This is a genomic window from Streptomyces sp. NPDC058092, from assembly GCF_042884935.1.
Lineage (GTDB): Bacteria > Actinomycetota > Actinomycetes > Streptomycetales > Streptomycetaceae > Streptomyces.
Genome location: NZ_JBHVSY010000010.1, coordinates 255807 through 270682, shown reverse-complemented (window position 1 = coordinate 270682; position 14876 = coordinate 255807). Strand labels below are relative to the sequence as shown.

General features: G+C 70.1%; 13 protein-coding genes. 10 read left to right on the top strand and 3 right to left on the bottom strand.

Annotated elements, in window-relative coordinates; translation table 11 throughout:
- Positions 1-17 precede the first annotated feature (17 nt).
- Positions 18-1307: a sensor histidine kinase gene (locus ACFVV1_RS19305; RefSeq protein ID WP_389990429.1), complete on the top strand. Its 1290-nt coding sequence runs from the start codon at positions 18-20 to the stop codon at positions 1305-1307.
- A 22-nt stretch (positions 1308-1329) separates the two neighbouring features.
- On the top strand, positions 1330-1980 hold the full coding sequence (locus tag ACFVV1_RS19300; RefSeq protein WP_389990427.1) for a response regulator: 651 nt from the start codon (positions 1330-1332) through the stop codon (positions 1978-1980).
- Between the two features lie 17 nt (positions 1981-1997).
- On the opposite strand, the gene glgX is transcribed toward ACFVV1_RS19300, so the two are convergent.
- Positions 1998-4205, bottom strand: a complete 2208-nt coding sequence (glgX, locus tag ACFVV1_RS19295; protein WP_389990503.1) for a glycogen debranching protein GlgX — start codon at positions 4203-4205, stop codon at positions 1998-2000.
- A 179-nt stretch (positions 4206-4384) separates the two neighbouring features.
- Here glgX and ACFVV1_RS19290 point away from each other — a divergent pair, with 179 nt between their 5' ends.
- The 7 genes from ACFVV1_RS19290 to ACFVV1_RS19260 all read left to right on the top strand — a co-directional run bounded on the left by ACFVV1_RS19290 (position 4385) and on the right by ACFVV1_RS19260 (position 11963).
- Entirely contained in the window at positions 4385-5608 is a 1224-nt protein-coding gene (locus ACFVV1_RS19290) for an Ig-like domain-containing protein (protein ID WP_389990425.1), read from the top strand.
- 201 nt (positions 5609-5809) lie between these two features.
- On the top strand, positions 5810-7063 hold the full coding sequence (locus ACFVV1_RS19285) for an Ig-like domain-containing protein (protein ID WP_389990423.1): 1254 nt from the start codon (positions 5810-5812) through the stop codon (positions 7061-7063).
- A 318-nt stretch (positions 7064-7381) separates the two neighbouring features.
- Positions 7382-8149: an enoyl-CoA hydratase/isomerase family protein gene (locus ACFVV1_RS19280; RefSeq protein ID WP_389990421.1), complete on the top strand. Its 768-nt coding sequence runs from the start codon at positions 7382-7384 to the stop codon at positions 8147-8149.
- A gap of 251 nt (positions 8150-8400) precedes the next feature.
- Entirely contained in the window at positions 8401-8916 is a 516-nt protein-coding gene (locus tag ACFVV1_RS19275; protein ID WP_389990419.1) for an ATP-binding protein, read from the top strand.
- Positions 8917-9273: 357 nt separating this feature from the next.
- Complete coding sequence (locus ACFVV1_RS19270) at positions 9274-10095, top strand: polysaccharide deacetylase family protein (protein WP_389990417.1); 822 nt, start codon at positions 9274-9276, stop codon at positions 10093-10095.
- Complete coding sequence (locus ACFVV1_RS19265) at positions 10095-11264, top strand: hypothetical protein (RefSeq protein WP_389990415.1); 1170 nt, start codon at positions 10095-10097, stop codon at positions 11262-11264. The genes ACFVV1_RS19270 and ACFVV1_RS19265 overlap by 1 nt, the downstream gene beginning before the upstream one ends.
- 90 nt (positions 11265-11354) lie before the next feature.
- Positions 11355-11963: an ADP-ribosyltransferase gene (locus ACFVV1_RS19260; RefSeq protein ID WP_389990501.1), complete on the top strand. Its 609-nt coding sequence runs from the start codon at positions 11355-11357 to the stop codon at positions 11961-11963.
- Between the two features lie 12 nt (positions 11964-11975).
- On the opposite strand, the gene ACFVV1_RS19255 is transcribed toward ACFVV1_RS19260, so the two are convergent.
- A complete protein-coding gene (locus ACFVV1_RS19255) occupies positions 11976-12614 on the bottom strand; it encodes a GNAT family N-acetyltransferase (RefSeq protein WP_389990413.1) in 639 nt (212 codons plus the stop codon).
- 176 nt (positions 12615-12790) lie between these two features.
- On the opposite strand from ACFVV1_RS19255, the gene ACFVV1_RS19250 reads away from it, so the two are divergent.
- Positions 12791-13006, top strand: a complete 216-nt coding sequence (locus tag ACFVV1_RS19250) for an EF-hand domain-containing protein (protein ID WP_123461777.1) — start codon at positions 12791-12793, stop codon at positions 13004-13006.
- A gap of 253 nt (positions 13007-13259) precedes the next feature.
- On the opposite strand, the gene ACFVV1_RS19245 is transcribed toward ACFVV1_RS19250, so the two are convergent.
- The gene (locus tag ACFVV1_RS19245; RefSeq protein ID WP_389990499.1) at positions 13260-14237 is read right to left on the bottom strand and encodes a terpene synthase family protein; all 978 of its coding nucleotides are present in this window, start codon (positions 14235-14237) and stop codon (positions 13260-13262) included.
- Positions 14238-14876 lie beyond the last annotated feature (639 nt).

The following is a 14876-nucleotide window of genomic DNA, read 5'->3' as shown; positions in this document are numbered from 1 at the left end:
CGGGGGAGACTTCACCCATGAACGCGGGGGACATGGCTGAGGCGACCACAACCGGACCGACGACGGCCGCGCAGTTGGGCGATCGGTTCTTCCGGTACGGGCCGTACGGTCTGCTCGGCCTGGGCACCGCGGTCTCGGCCGTGGCCGCCGACCTCGTCATGTCCCGCGCGGACGTGTACGCCGTCGCGGTACTGGTTCCGGTGGCGCTCGTCCTCCAGCTCTGGTGGGGGCGGGTGCGGCCGGGTGTTCCCCCGAAGTCGCGGGTGGCGCAGTTCTACTTTGTCGCCCGCACCCTGCTCGCCTTCGCCCTGACCTGGTGCAACCCGTTCTTCTCGATGTTCGCGGTGCTCGGCTACTTCGACGCGGGCCGGCTGCTCCCGGATCGGGCCTTCCGGGCCGGCCTGCTCGCCACCGCCGTCATCATGGCGGGCTCGCAGTGCGGCAGTGGTCTCCCGCCGGACACTCTCATGAACTGGATTGCCTTTGGCATCCTCCTTGCTCTGCATGGGACTCTCACGATGGTGTTCGCCCAGATCGGCTACCGGGAGGCCGAGCACGCCCGCAACCAGGTCGACACCATCACCGAGCTGGAGTCCGCCAACGCCCGACTCGAACAGGCCCTCGCCGAGAACGCGGGCCTGCACGCCCAACTCCTCGTCCAGGCCCGCGAAGCGGGCGTCGCCGACGAGCGGCGCCGGCTCGCCGCCGAGATCCACGACACCCTCGCGCAAGGCCTGACCGGCATCATCGCCCAGCTCCAGGTGGTGACCTCGGTCGCCGACACCGATCCCGCTCTGGCCAGGGAGCACCTCGACCGTGCCACCGCCCTCGCCCGGCACAGCCTGGGCGAGGCGCGCCGCTCGGTACACGATCTGGTCCCCGCCGCACTGGAGCACGACGACCTGCCGGGCGCGCTGAAGAAGACGGTCGCCGGCTGGGCCGAACGCCACGCGGTCCGGGCCGAGTTCACCGTCACCGGTACCGTCGAGCCGCTCCACGACGAGATAGCAGCCACCCTGCTCCGTATCGCCGAGGAAGCCCTCGCCAACGCCGGCCGCCACTCCGGGGCCTCACGGGTCGGCATCACCCTGTCCTTCATGGGTGACGAACTGGCCCTGGACGTACGGGACGACGGCTGCGGCTTCGACCCCGTCGCCCTGCCGCCGCGCCGCCGCGGCGCGGGCGGATTCGGGCTCGGCGGCATGCGGGCCCGCGCCGAACGCATCGCGGGCACCGTCGAGGTGGAGACGGAACCGGGCCGGGGCACGGCGGTCTGCGCCCGGGTGCCCCTGGTCCGGCACGGCTGATGACCAGTACGGTTGCCCTGCCATGGCTGAGGATTCCGCACGCGTCATCACGCTCGTCGTCGTCGACGACCACCCCGTCGTACGGGACGGTCTGCGCGGCATGTTCGACTCCGACCCGGGGTTCCGGGTCCTCGGGGAGGCGCCGGACGGGGTGGCGGGCGTCGACCTCGTGGCCCGGCTCGACCCCGATGTCGTCCTGATGGATCTGCGGATGCCGGGCGGCGGCGGAGTCGCCGCCATCGCCGAACTGACCGGGCGCCGCGCCCGGTCCAAGGTGCTCGTCCTGACCACGTACGACACCGACTCCGACACTCTCCCCGCGATCGAGGCCGGCGCGACCGGCTATCTGCTCAAGGACGCGCCCCGCGACGAGCTGTTCAACGCGGTCCGCGCCGCCGCCGACGGCCGGACCGTGCTCTCGCCCGCCGTCGCCTCCCGACTGATCTCACGGGTGCGCACCCCGGCGGCGCAGGGCAACGAGTCGCTGTCGGGCCGTGAGCGCGAGGTGCTCGAACTCGTCGCGAAGGGCACCTCGAACCGGGAGATAGCCGCCGAATTGTTCATCAGCGAGGCCACCGTGAAGACCCACCTCACCCATATCTTCGCCAAGCTGGGCGCCAAGGACCGGGCCGCCGCCGTCGCGGTCGGCTACGACCGCGGCATCCTCGGCTGACCCCCGCTCCCGGCCGCTCACTCCCTGACCCGCAGCAGCAGCACCGACCTGGGCGGCACAGCCAGCACCGTGCCGCCCGGGTGGACGGTGCCCGGCGCCTCGGCCTGGTCCTCCCGCGAGGTGTCCAGGACCAGTTCGTAACTCTGCGCCCACGGCGGTCCGGGCAGCCGGAAGCCGCTCGGCCGGTGGTCCGCGTGCAGGATCGCCAGGAAGCTGTCGTCCGTGACGGGTTCGCCGCGGGCGTCCCGGCCGGGGATGTCGCGCCCGGAGAGATAGAGCCCGACCGTCGCGGCCGGTGCGTACCAGTCCTCCTCCGTCATCTCCGCGCCCTGCCGGGTGAACCACGCCAGATCCCGCAGCCCGTCCGCCGCCTGCGCACGCCCGGCGAAGAAGGCGCGGCGGCGCAGTACGGGATGGGTGTGGCGCAGGGTGAGGACCCGGGAGGTCAGCTCGGTCAGCGTCCGCCACTCCGGCCGGCCGAGCAGGGACCAGTCCAGCCAGCCGACCTCGTTGTCCTGGCAGTACGCGTTGTTGTTGCCGCCCTGCGTACGGCCCATCTCGTCGCCCGCGACCAGCATCGGCACCCCCGTCGACAGCAGGAGGGTGGTGAGCAGATTGCGCAGCTGGCGGCGGCGCAGCGCGTTGACGGCGGGGTCGTCGCTCTCGCCCTCGGCGCCGCAGTTCCAGGCCCGGTTGTCCGAGGTGCCGTCCCGGTTGTCCTCGCCGTTGGCCTCGTTGTGCTTCTGCTCGTAACTGACCAGATCGCGCAGGGTGAAGCCGTCGTGCGCGGTGATGAAGTTGACCGAGGCGTACGGGCGTCGGCCGCCCCACGCGTACAGATCGCTGGACCCGGTCAGCCGGTAGCCGAGATCCCGTACGTCGGGCAGGGCGCCGCGCCAGAAGTCCCGTACGGCGTCCCGGTAGTGGTCGTTCCATTCGGTCCACAGCGGGGGGAAGGCGCCGACCTGGTAGCCGCCGTTGCCGACGTCCCACGGCTCGGCGATCAGCTTCACCCGGCGCAGCACCGGGTCCTGGGCGATCACCGCGAGGAACGGGGAGAGCATGTCGACGTCGTGCATCGAGCGGGCCAGCGCGGCTGCAAGATCGAAGCGGAAACCGTCGACGCCCATCTCCGTGACCCAGTACCGCAGCGAGTCCGTGATCAGCCGCAGCACGTGCGGCTGGACCACGTGCAGGGTGTTGCCGCAGCCGGTGTAGTCCGCGTATCTGCGGGCGTCCGGCTGGAGGCGGTAGTAGCCGCGGTTGTCGATGCCGCGCAGCGACAGCATCGGACCCAGCTCGCTCGCCTCCGCCGTGTGGTTGTAGACCACGTCGAGGATCACCTCGATCCCGGCGTCGTGCAGGGCCCGTACCATCCGCTTGAACTCGCCGACCTGCTGGCCCGCGGTCCCGCTCGCGGAGTAGTCGGCGTGCGGGGCGAAGTAGCCGATGGAGTTGTAGCCCCAGTAGTTGTGCAGGCCGCGCCGGAGCAGATGGTCCTCGTGGGCGAACTGATGCACCGGAAGCAGTTCCACCGCCGTCACTCCCAGCCGCCGCAGATGACCGACGGCGGCCGGATGGGCGAGACCGGCGTACGTGCCCCGCAGCTCCTCCGGGATTCCGGGGTGCAGCTTGGTGAAGCCGCGCACATGCAGCTCGTAGATGACGGAGTCCGCCCACGGGGTCTTGGGGCGGCGGTCCTCCGCCCAGTCGTCGTCATCGTGGACGACGACGCCCTTCGGGACGTACGGAGCGGAGTCCCGTTCGTCGCGCACGGTGTCGGCGACCTGCTGGTGCGGCCAGTCCCTCACATGGCCGTACACCTCGGCCGGGAGGGTGAACGAGCCGTCCACGGCACGCGCGTACGGGTCGAGAAGCAGCTTCGCCGCGTTCCAGCGCGCACCGGTCCAGGGGTCCCAGCGGCCGTGCACCCGGTAGCCGTACCGCTGCCCCGGCCGTACGCCCGGCACGAAGCCGTGCCAGATCTCATGGGTCAGTTCGGTCAGCGGAAGGCGCCGCTCGCCTCCCTCCTCGTCGAAGAGGCAGAGCTCGACGGCCTCCGCACCGCCCGCCCAGAGCGCGAAATTGGTGCCCGCCACTCCGTCGGGGCCCACCCGGAAGCGGGCCCCGAGCGGCATCGGGGCACCTGGCCACACGGCGGCCGGCCGCCCCGGCACGGTCCCCGGCGTGCTCTCCCGCTCCTCCGTCTCCCCGGTCTCCTGCACTGCCTCCTGCTCGGCTGCGCTCGACACCTGCTCGCCTCCCGCGGCTCGTGGGGACCGGCACCGAAAAGGAGCGCACGGCGTCCCGACCGCGGCTCCCCGAGTGTGGTCCTCCCCTCTGTTCTGCCCACACCGGCGCCCGGACTCACGTTTCCCCCGACCGGCCCCGTCGTTGGGGGGACGTGAACCACGTAGCGAAGAGGGCGGTGGCGAGCTCGGCCACCGTGCTGAGATGGGCAGGACTGCTCACCGTGCTGGCCCTGCTGAGCAGCTGCAGCGACGCCGGATCCGTCTCCGACGGGAAGGCGCGCTCCCCGCAGGACGCGATCCTGATCACCCCGAGCGAGGGAGCGCGGAACGTAGGCCCGGACGACCGGATGGAGGTGAAGGTCCCCGACGGGCGGCTGGAGAGCGTCAAGGTGGCGCGGATCGAGGACGCGCAGAGCCAGGAGGTGCCGGGCCGGATCGCGCACGACGGTCTCTCCTGGACACCGTGGGGGAAGGCGGGCCGGTTCAGGCTCGCCGCCAAGTACAGCGTCGACGTGGTGGCCGTGGACGGCGCCGGGCACCGCTCGGCCCGTCACACCACCTTCACCACGGTGGTCCCCGAACACCGATTCATCGGCTACTTCAAGCCGGAGAACCGGTCCACGGTCGGCACCGGAATGATCGTCTCCTTCGGCTTCGACCGCCCGGTCAAGAACCACGCGGCCGTGCAGCGGGCCATCCGGGTGAGCTCCGCGCCGGCGGTCGAGGTGGTGGGGCACTGGTTCGGCGACAGCCGCCTCGACTTCCGGCCCGCCGTCTACTGGAAGCCGGGCACCGAGGTCACCGTCGAGGTGGGGCTGCGGGATGTGGAGGGTGCGCCGCACGTGTACGGCACCCAGGACGAGACGGTCGCCTTCACGGTGGGCCGCTCGCAGACGTCCCTGGTCGACGCGGCCGCCCACACCATGGAGGTACGCCGCGACGGCCGGCTCGTCTCCACGGTCCCGATCACGGCGGGCTACCCGGGGGTGGACACGTACAACGGGAAGATGGTGGTCAGCGAGATGTACGGCGTGACCCGGATGGACGGCCGCACGGTCGGTTTCGGCGGCGAGTACGACATCAAGGACGTCCCGCACGCCCTCCGGCTCACCAACTCCGGCACGTTCCTGCACGGCAACTACTGGTCGGACGAGGACGTCTTCGGCTCGGACAACGTCAGCCACGGCTGCGTCGGGCTGCGCGATGTGCGGGGTGGCAGCAGCTACACCCCGGCCGGCTGGTTCTTCGACCGGACACTCATCGGCGATGTCGTCGAGGTCGTCAACTCCAAGGACAAGCAGGTCGCGCCCGACAACGGCCTCGGAGGCTGGAATCTGAACTGGAATCAGTGGAAGGCCGGCTCCGCCCTCCGCTGATCTCCCGGCACCTCCTTACCCCATGTCACCTGGAGAAGTCCCGGGACGAGTTGGGACTGAACGGTGACATTCTGCGGGGTCAATTCCGCACAGTGAGTGTGATTATCTTTCGCTGAGCGCGCATGTGCAGCGTGCGGGGGTGGGGCCCGAGGGCCCCCAGGGCCTTGGCGCGGCCAGGCCGTGTGAGGGGAGACGACCACATTGAACGGGCAGCCGATATCGGGGACATCGGCCGGGGCGGACAGCGGGCGGCGCGGACGTGGGGCCACCGGACTGCTGGCTCTGGTACTGGGTGCGCTGCTGTTGCTGGTGACGGCGTGCGGCGGGGGAGACGACGCCGGCAGCGCGGGCGAGGACCGCAAGGGCGGGGCGAAGGTCGATGACACCGCGGCCTCGCAGGCCGTGGTGACCGTCGCACCGAAGGACGGGGCGGACTCCGTCGCCACCAGTGGGGCGCTGAAGATCTCCGCTGCGCAGGGGAAGCTGACGACGGTCAAGGTCGCCGGTCCCAAGGGCGCCGAGGTCGAGGGCAGGATCGCGGCGGACGGCACGAGCTGGACACCGGACCGGCACCTGGCCGCCGCGACCAAGTACACGGTCCACGCGGTCGCCAAGGACGCCAAGGGCCGCGAGTCGGCCAAGGACACCAGCTTCACGACGCTGGTCCCGCAGAACACCTTCATCGGGCAGTACACCCCGGAGGACGGTTCCACGGTCGGCGTCGGCATGCCCGTCTCGATCCACTTCACCCGCGGCATCACCGACCCGGCCGCGGTCGAGAAGGCCATCAAGGTGACCGCCGTGCCCTCCGTGCCGATCGAGGGTCACTGGTTCGGCAACGACCGCCTCGACTTCCGCCCCGAGGACTACTGGGCCGCGGGCACCAAGGTGACCGTGAAGCTCGACCTCGACGGCGTCGAGGGGCGTCCCGGCGTCTACGGCAAGCAGGCCAAGACGATCGCCTTCACCATCGGCCGCAAGCAGGTCAGCACCGTCGACGCGAGCACGCACCGGATGAAGGTCGTCCGTGACGACAAGCAGATCAAGGACATCGCGATCTCGGCGGGCGCCCCGGCGACCACCACGTACAACGGTCGGATGGTCATCAGCGAGAAGCTCAAGGTGACCCGGATGAACGGCGACACCGTGGGCTTCGGCGGCGAGTACGACATCAAGGACGTGCCGCACGCGATGCGCCTGTCCACCTCGGGCACCTTCATCCACGGCAACTACTGGGGCGGCTCCGGCATCTTCGGCACGACCAACACCAGTCACGGCTGCGTCGGCCTGCAGGACGTGCGAGGCGCCTGGAGCAAGAAGACCCCGGCTGCCTGGTTCTTCGACAACTCGCTCATCGGCGACGTCGTCGTCGTGAAGAACTCGAAGGACAGGACGATCCAGCCTGACAACGGCCTCAACGGCTGGAACATGTCCTGGTCGGAGTGGACCAAGTAGCTCCCGACGTACATGACACGGGCGGGCCCGGCGCTGTGACCGACAGTACCGGGCCCGCCGTCGTTAGCGCCGGTCAAGACCGACCGGCAATTGGGGGGGCGGCGTCGCGGGGCTGGGCACGCACTCCCCCAAGGCCTTAAGGGCCAGGGGGACCCCCTCCCGCGTTGTCGTCAATCACCATGGCTCCTTCCCCAAGCTCTCGGCTTCGCTCGAGCAGGGGAGACCCCATCTGCCTCAGTCCTCCGCCTTGCAGCTGCACGCACCCAGCCCCGCTCCTTCTCCCACCCCCCAATTGCCGGTCGGTCTAACCTGCCTCTCATGACCGCAAATCTCGAAGTGACCGACGGTGTCGGCACGATCCTGCTGGACCGTCCGCCCATGAACGCCCTGGATGTCGCCACCCAGGACCGGCTGCGTGAACTCGCCGAGGAGGCGACCCGGCGCGAGGACGTGCGGGCCGTGGTCCTCTACGGTGGCGAGAAGGTGTTCGCGGCGGGCGCGGACATCAAGGAGATGCAGGCGATGGACCACGCGGCGATGGTCGTACGGTCCAAGGCGCTGCAGGACTCCTTCACCGCGGTGGCCCGGATCCCCAAGCCCGTCGTCGCCGCAGTCACCGGCTACGCGCTGGGCGGCGGCTGCGAGTTGGCGCTCTGTGCCGACTTCCGGATCGCCGCCGACAACGCCAGGCTGGGCCAGCCCGAGATCCTGCTCGGCCTGATCCCCGGCGCGGGCGGCACCCAGCGCCTCGCCCGGCTGATCGGCCCCTCCCGGGCCAAGGACCTGATCTTCACCGGCCGTCACGTGAAGGCCGAGGAGGCCCTGACGATCGGACTGGTGGACCGCGTGGTGCCCGCCGCCGAGGTGTACGAGCAGGCGCACGCCTGGGCCGCCGGGCTGGCGAAGGGGCCCGCCCTCGCGCTGCGCGCCGCCAAGGAATCCGTCGACGCCGGTCTGGAGACGGACATCGACACCGGGCTCACGATCGAGCGGAACTGGTTCGCAGGTCTGTTCGCCACCGAGGACCGGGAGCGCGGAATGCGCAGCTTTGTGGAAGAGGGCCCGGGCAAGGCCAAGTTCCTCTGAGCGGACGTCAGTTGGGCACAGGCTGACGCGGGTTCATCCGTGCGGGCGGATTAGCCGGGCCTTAAGAGGACCTTGAGGCCCAGCTCTCCGAAGGGGCCGGCAGCCCCGCTCGGACGCGGTATTCCTGCAGGTCAACAGGGGTACGGTGGACCGCATTCTGCCAGGGGCATATGCCTACCGACCTCTGCGGAATGATGCATTCCGGGGTGCGGATTCCGTCGGAACGGCCCCGGAGGGCCCGCCTTGCGGCCATGATGGTGTGCATGGCGGGCCTGGAGGGTGTGGAACAGCCGCGACCGCACAGCGGCGCGACGGCGGCACGCCGGATGCCGACCATCGAGGACGAACAGGCGTTCAAAGCGCTGGAGTTGTTCGGGAATCCGGCGGAAGGCGAAGTCCGGCTGCCCTCCCGCCCGGAGTCCGCGGCCACCGCTCGGCGGCTCACCTCCTGTGTGGTGCTGCGTCAGTGGGCGCTCTCCCCGCAGACCGCCGAGTACGCCGTCCTGCTCGTCTCGGAGCTCGTCGGCAATGCCGTCCGGCACACCGGCGCCCGGGTCTTCGGGTTACGGATGCTGCGCCGCCGCGGCTGGATCAGGATCGAGGTGCGCGACCCCTCGCGCGGACTGCCGTGCCTGATGCCCGTCCGGGAGATGGACACCAGCGGGCGGGGGCTCTTCCTCGTCGACAGGCTCTCCGACCGGTGGGGCGTGGATCTGCTGCCGCGCGGCAAGACCACCTGGTTCGAGATGCGGATCTCCGACCGCTGACCCCCGCCGGCGCGCGCCCAGGACGCACAGAAGCCCCCGGTCCGCCGTCGTGGGGCGCTTCGGGGGCTGCTGTGTGGGGGCCGTGAAATGGGGGGTGTGTTCACGGCCGCTTGTGACGACCGAGCTCGGGTCGATGCGGTCGTGTCACCGACTATGGCAGACGGGCGACCTCTCCGCCAAAGGTGCAAACAGGGCATTCATGGAAAATCTGGATCATTTTCCAGGTGAATCACAGGTGTTATGGGTCACTTGCCTGGAAATCCATGAATATTTATAGGATTCGTTGAGTGATTCATTCGCGCCGCCCATAAGTCTAAATTGTTATTTTCACAACATTTCGCCCCTATCGTTCTGCGCATGAACGCCTCCGACCCACCGGTGCACCGCCGCAGCGCCCTGCGCGCGGGAGCAGGGGCCGCCCTCGCCGGTGCCCTGACCGCCGGATGCGCGGACCGCGGCGACGCCGCCGGTGCGTCGGCCAGGACCGTCACGGCCGCGGCGAGCCCGAAGAACAACCCCGCGGCGACCACCGGGCACCCGGCCCCGCACCCCGCGCCCGCCCCGCGCCGCTTCCCCGGGCAGCCGGCATGGATCGACCACGGCCCCCGCGACCGCGCCCGCGTCGCCCTCACCTTCCACGGCCAGGGCGACCCCGCGATCGCCCGGACCGTACTCGCCGAGGCCGAACGGGCCCACGCCCGGATCACCGTCCTCGCCGTCGGCAGCTGGCTCGACGAACACCCCGAGATGGCCCGCCGCATCCTCGACGGCGGCCACGACCTCGGCAACCACACCCAGCGCCACCTCGACATCTCCGCGATGGGCGAGGCCGAGGCGTACGCGGAGATCACCGGCTGCGCCCAGCGGCTGCGCCGGCTCACCGGCTCCATCGGCACCTGGTTCCGGCCCTCGCGCACCCGGTACGCCACCCCGCTCGTCCAGCGGCTCGCCGCCCGGGCGGGCTACCCGCACGTCCTCTCGTACGACGTGGACTCCCTCGACTTCACCTCTCCCGGCGCCGCGGCCGTCATCCGCAAGGTGGCCGGGGAGATCCGCAACGGATCGGTGGTGAGCCTGCATTTCGGCTACGCGGACACGGTCGCCGCCCTGCCTCTCCTCCTCACCGAAATCGACCGCCGCCAACTGAGCGCGGTGACGACCACGGAGCTGCTGACCTGATGTCTCCCTCCACCAAGCACACCGCGGCCCTGCTCGGGGGCGTCCTCCTCGCCGTACTCACCGGCTGTGGCACCCCCGCCGAGAAGGGGACCGTCAAGGCCGCCGCACCGCACGCCGAAACGGAACGCGTCACACCGCCGGGCCTGCCCGGCATGCCGCCGGTGCTCGACGCCAAGGACGTCTACGCGGCCGACCGGCCGGGGAAGCTCTCCCCGGCCGTCAAGGACTTCCCGTCCCGGGTGTACGTCCCCAACACCAACTCCGACACCGTGTCGGTGATCGACCCGGCCACGTACAAGGTCATCCGGACCATCAAGGTCGGCCGCCAGCCGCAGCACGTCGTCCCGTCCTGGGACCTGAAGACCCTCTGGGTCAACAACGACATCGGCGACAGCCTCACGGCCATCGATCCCGCCACCGGGAAGGTGGGCCGCACGGTGTCCGTCTCCGACCCGTACAACCTCTACTTCACCCCGGACGGCAAGTACGCCGTGGTGATGGCCTCGATGGACCGCGAACTGGTCTTCCGCGACGCCCACACCATGAAGACGGCCAAGACCGTCCCGGTCAGCTGCGCGGGCGTCAACCACGCCGACTTCTCCACGGACGGCCGGTACTTCATCGTCTCCTGCGAGTTCTCCGGCGAACTCCTCAAGGTCGACACGGCGAAGATGAAGGTCGTCGGCCAGCAGAAGCTGCCCTTCAAGGGCGCGATGCCGCAGGACGTGAAGCTGTCACCCGACGGCAGCACGTTCTACATCGCGGACATGATCGCGAACGGTGTGTGGGTGCTGGACGGGAAGAAGTTCACCACCCCGAAGCTGCTGCGCACCGGCAAGGGCGCCCACGGCCTCTACGTCAGCCGCGACTCCAAGGAGATGTACGTCTCCAACCGGGGCGAGGGCTCCATCTCGGTCTTCGACTTCGGCCGGCGCGAGCTGGTGAAGAAGTGGCGCCTGCCGGGCGGCGGAAGCCCCGACATGGGCGGAGTCTCGTCGGACGGCAAGGTCCTCTGGCTGAGCGGGCGTTACAACTCCGTGGTGTACGCGATCGACACCGCCACCGGCAGACAACTCGCCCGCATCCCGGTGGGCAGCGGCCCGCACGGACTCGCCGTGTACCCGCAGCCGGGCCGTTACTCGCTCGGCCACACCGGCGTCTTCCGCTGACGGCCCGGCGTCAACGCTCCGCCTGACACGCTCGCCTTCGGGGGACGCTCCACGGCCCGGCGTCGCACTGCCGAGACAGTGACCATCATGATGATCACTTCTCGTCTGCGGCGTCGGGCCGCAGTTGCCGTTCTCGCCTTCTCCGCCGTACTCGTCCCGGCCGCCGCCACCGAGGCCGCCCCCGCCGCCGCTCCTGCGGCCGTCGCGTTCAAGCCCGGTGGCTGCCCGGTCGTCGCCGACCATCTCTTCGCCGCCGCCGACCCGGTGGACATCCGCCGGATCGCCCCGCGGCCCTCCTGGCGGGACAACTGCCGCCAGCTCTACCGGGCGGACGGCCGGGGCCCGCAGGCCATCTTCGACGAGGGCTTCCACGCCAGGGACATCGTCTACGGCCAGTACGACCTGGAGAAGTACGTCCTGGTCAACCAGCCCTCGCCGTTCGTCTCCACCACGTACGACCACGACCTGTACAAGCGGTGGAAGAGCGAGTTCAACTACTACATCGACGCCCCCGGCGGCATCGACGTGAACAAGACGATCGGTGACACCCACAAGTACGCCGACCAGGTGGAGGTCGCCTTCCCCGGCGGCGTCGACCGCACGTTCATCGTCGGGGCGTGCCCCATCGACCAGGCGACCAAGACCGAGATCATGAACAAGTGTGTCGACAACCCGCACTACAAGCCGTGGCGCAGCTGATCCGCTGAACCGTCACCCCGCGACGAACAGTGCCTCCGAGCCCACCGGCCGGTAGCCCGCCGCCTGGAACGTCCGCACACTGCGGGCGTTCCCCGGCGACTGCTGAGCCCACACCACCGAGTCCGGCACCAGATGCCGGGCCGCCCGCGCCAGCTGTTCGCCCAGCCGTCGGCCGCGCGCCTCCTCGGCCACCTCGATCGCCGTCTCCCAGCGCCCCGCGACTCCCCGGCCGAGGATCACCACTCCGCCGTCGGTGGACCAGACCCGCACCTCGTCGCGGTACTTCATCGCCCGCGCCACCCGGGGATGTTCCGGGTCCTCGATCTCCCGCAGCGCGATCTCCGGCTCACCCGGCAGCGCGTCCGCGACCGTCAGCAGATCGATGGTGTTCATGTGCCGGCCGCTCCGGGCCAGCAATGCGCCCAGGAAGTACGGATTCATCGTCGCGGCGAGCGCGTCGCCGGGGGTGGCGGCCAGCACGGCCCGCACCCAGCCGGGATCCTCGTCGGTGAACACCACCGAGTGCGCGGTGAACGCCAGCACCCCCGCGTCCCGGACACCGGGCTGCCCCACCACGATCGTTGCCCCGTCCGGCGGGGGGAACCTTCCGTGCGCGGCGGCCGTCAGGATCCGTGCCAGTGCGTCATCCATCGGTGTCCCGCTCCCCGGTCCGGGCCGTGGGCCCGCCGGGCGGCGGACGCCCACCCATGATCGACGACCGGCCGCCGCGACCGCCAGCCGTCCCGCCCGTTAATCTGGCCCCCGTCAGTCAGACACTGGTCAGGCTCTGATCAGGCAGTGGTGTGGCATTACGAAAGGGCGGAACCGTGGCGGACATCGAGTCGGCGCGCAAGGCATTCGAGCGGTTCGATCTGAACGGCGACGGGCTCATATCGGCCGCCGAGTACAAGAGCGTGATGGCTCAGCTCGGCGACCCCTACGTCACCGAGCCGGTGGCCCAGGCCGTCATCAACTCGCACGACGCCAATGGCGACGGGCTGCTCACGTTCGACGAGTTCTGGGCGGCGCAGAACAAGGGCTGATGGCCGAAAGGACCCCCGGCCGGCGGGCCGGGGGCCGCCGAGCGCACCGTCGTCCGCGGCGTGCCGGCCGGTGTCAGGTGTCCTTCCGGTACGGTGCCCAGCCGGGCAGCTCCTCGTCGCGCGGGGCGCGGAGGCAGCGCGGGATCCGGGCCTCCGGCCCCGCGCCGTCGGACCGGTCGGGGCTCCTGGTCAAGACGGCCGGTCAAGACGGCCGGTCAAGACGGCCGGTCAGGGCGGCGGTCAGGGCGACCTGTCAGGCGGCGAAGTACCGTGACAGCGAGTCCCGTTCGTCGACCTCCACCAGATCGGGGCGGGTGTAGCGCTCCGCGCGGGCGTGGTAGTCGAAGTCGCCCCGCACCAGCCCGCGGTAGTCCTGCACGCACCGCTCCAGCGCGGCCCGGGTACGGCCGTGGACCCCGGCCGCCTCTATCTCCTCGATCAGTTCCTTCTCGGCGCGCTGCACCCGTTCCGCTATCTCCGCGAGCTGCGCCCCGGCCTCGTCGACGGCCTCCTGGAGGGTGAATCCGTGGTCGCGCTGAATGAGCCGTACCGCATTGTGCTCGTAACCGAGCAGCGCCTCCTTCTCGAAGGAGCAGATGTCGTTGCAGAGCCCCGAGTGATCGGTGACGGCGTTGCGCAGAGCGATATACGCGGGAAGGCTGCGGGCCGATTCCGGAAGGTCGATTCCGGCGGTGATCTCATGCAGATCCAGGAAGGGCTGCATGGCCACTGATTCCCGGCGGTGCTTCACGAATTCGGCCCTGGTCGGCACCTGCCCGGCGGCCCGCTCCACGGCCTCGGCGTAGTACGTCCACAGCCAGGCGACCGTGTCCCGCCGGAACTGCCGGATCCAGCGCGGCGAGCGGTCCCGGTACGTCCGGGCCCGCAGTCCCACGAGCGCGTACTCCATGGCGCCGCGCGGCTGTTCGCCGTCGAGCACCGCCACCAGCCGTTCGATCGCCGCCTCGCACATGCGGGGATCGCGTCCGGCGGGTCCGTCGTCGAACTCGTCGTCGACGAGGAAGGCCCAGAAGAGCCACTGGCAGAAGAGATCGAGATGCTGCTGCGAAGCAGCGGGAAATATGAGGGATATCCAGAGTTCGGGCCTGGTCCGGATCATCTTCTTCCGGGCCGTCGGGGAGAGTGCGAGACCATTGGATTCGGCCCATTCCCATGCGGCCTTCCTGGTCTCCTCGATGCCCGGATTGCATCCGGTGCTCTGGAACGGCATATGAAACTCCGGCAGCGCAATCTGGCTCATTGGTGCCCCTCGTCGAGACGATGCGGATGAACGATACGAACGGGGATCTGATCGAATTCACACGTCGGCGCCGTACGCACAAGGGGACGCGCCGCCCGTTCCCGCCCGACGCCGGCCGAGGGGCACCGTACGAGGTAGGACGGTCATCCCTGCTCACTCTCCTCTGCCGGGCAACAGGGCATCGGGGCCGGGCTCGCGGGCCCGCGGTGGCAATCGCCCTTGGCTCAGGACGGCGGCATCACCATGCGTGACCCCCAGTCAACCCCCTGTGCGTGAGGGAGGGAAGCCGCGTGTGACCGAAATTGTGTGATCGTCAGGAACGGGTGCATATCTCTGAGCAGTTGGTGACCTCTTGGAACGATCACCCGTGTCGATCGCCGGCGGCTGCCACGGACTGGCCGGTTCGCGTCAGGCGGTTCGCTTCAGGCGGTCCGCGTTAGGCCGTTCCGCGTCCGGACGGTCCGTTCGGCTCAGGCGCCCTTCAGATGCCGCATCAGCCGCTCGAAGTCCCTCGAGGCGCGGCGGAACGTCCACTTCGCGGCAGTCCTTGCGGAGTTGGACGAGCGACGACCGCGGCTGATGACGGGTGGGCCGTACTGCGTGCCCCAG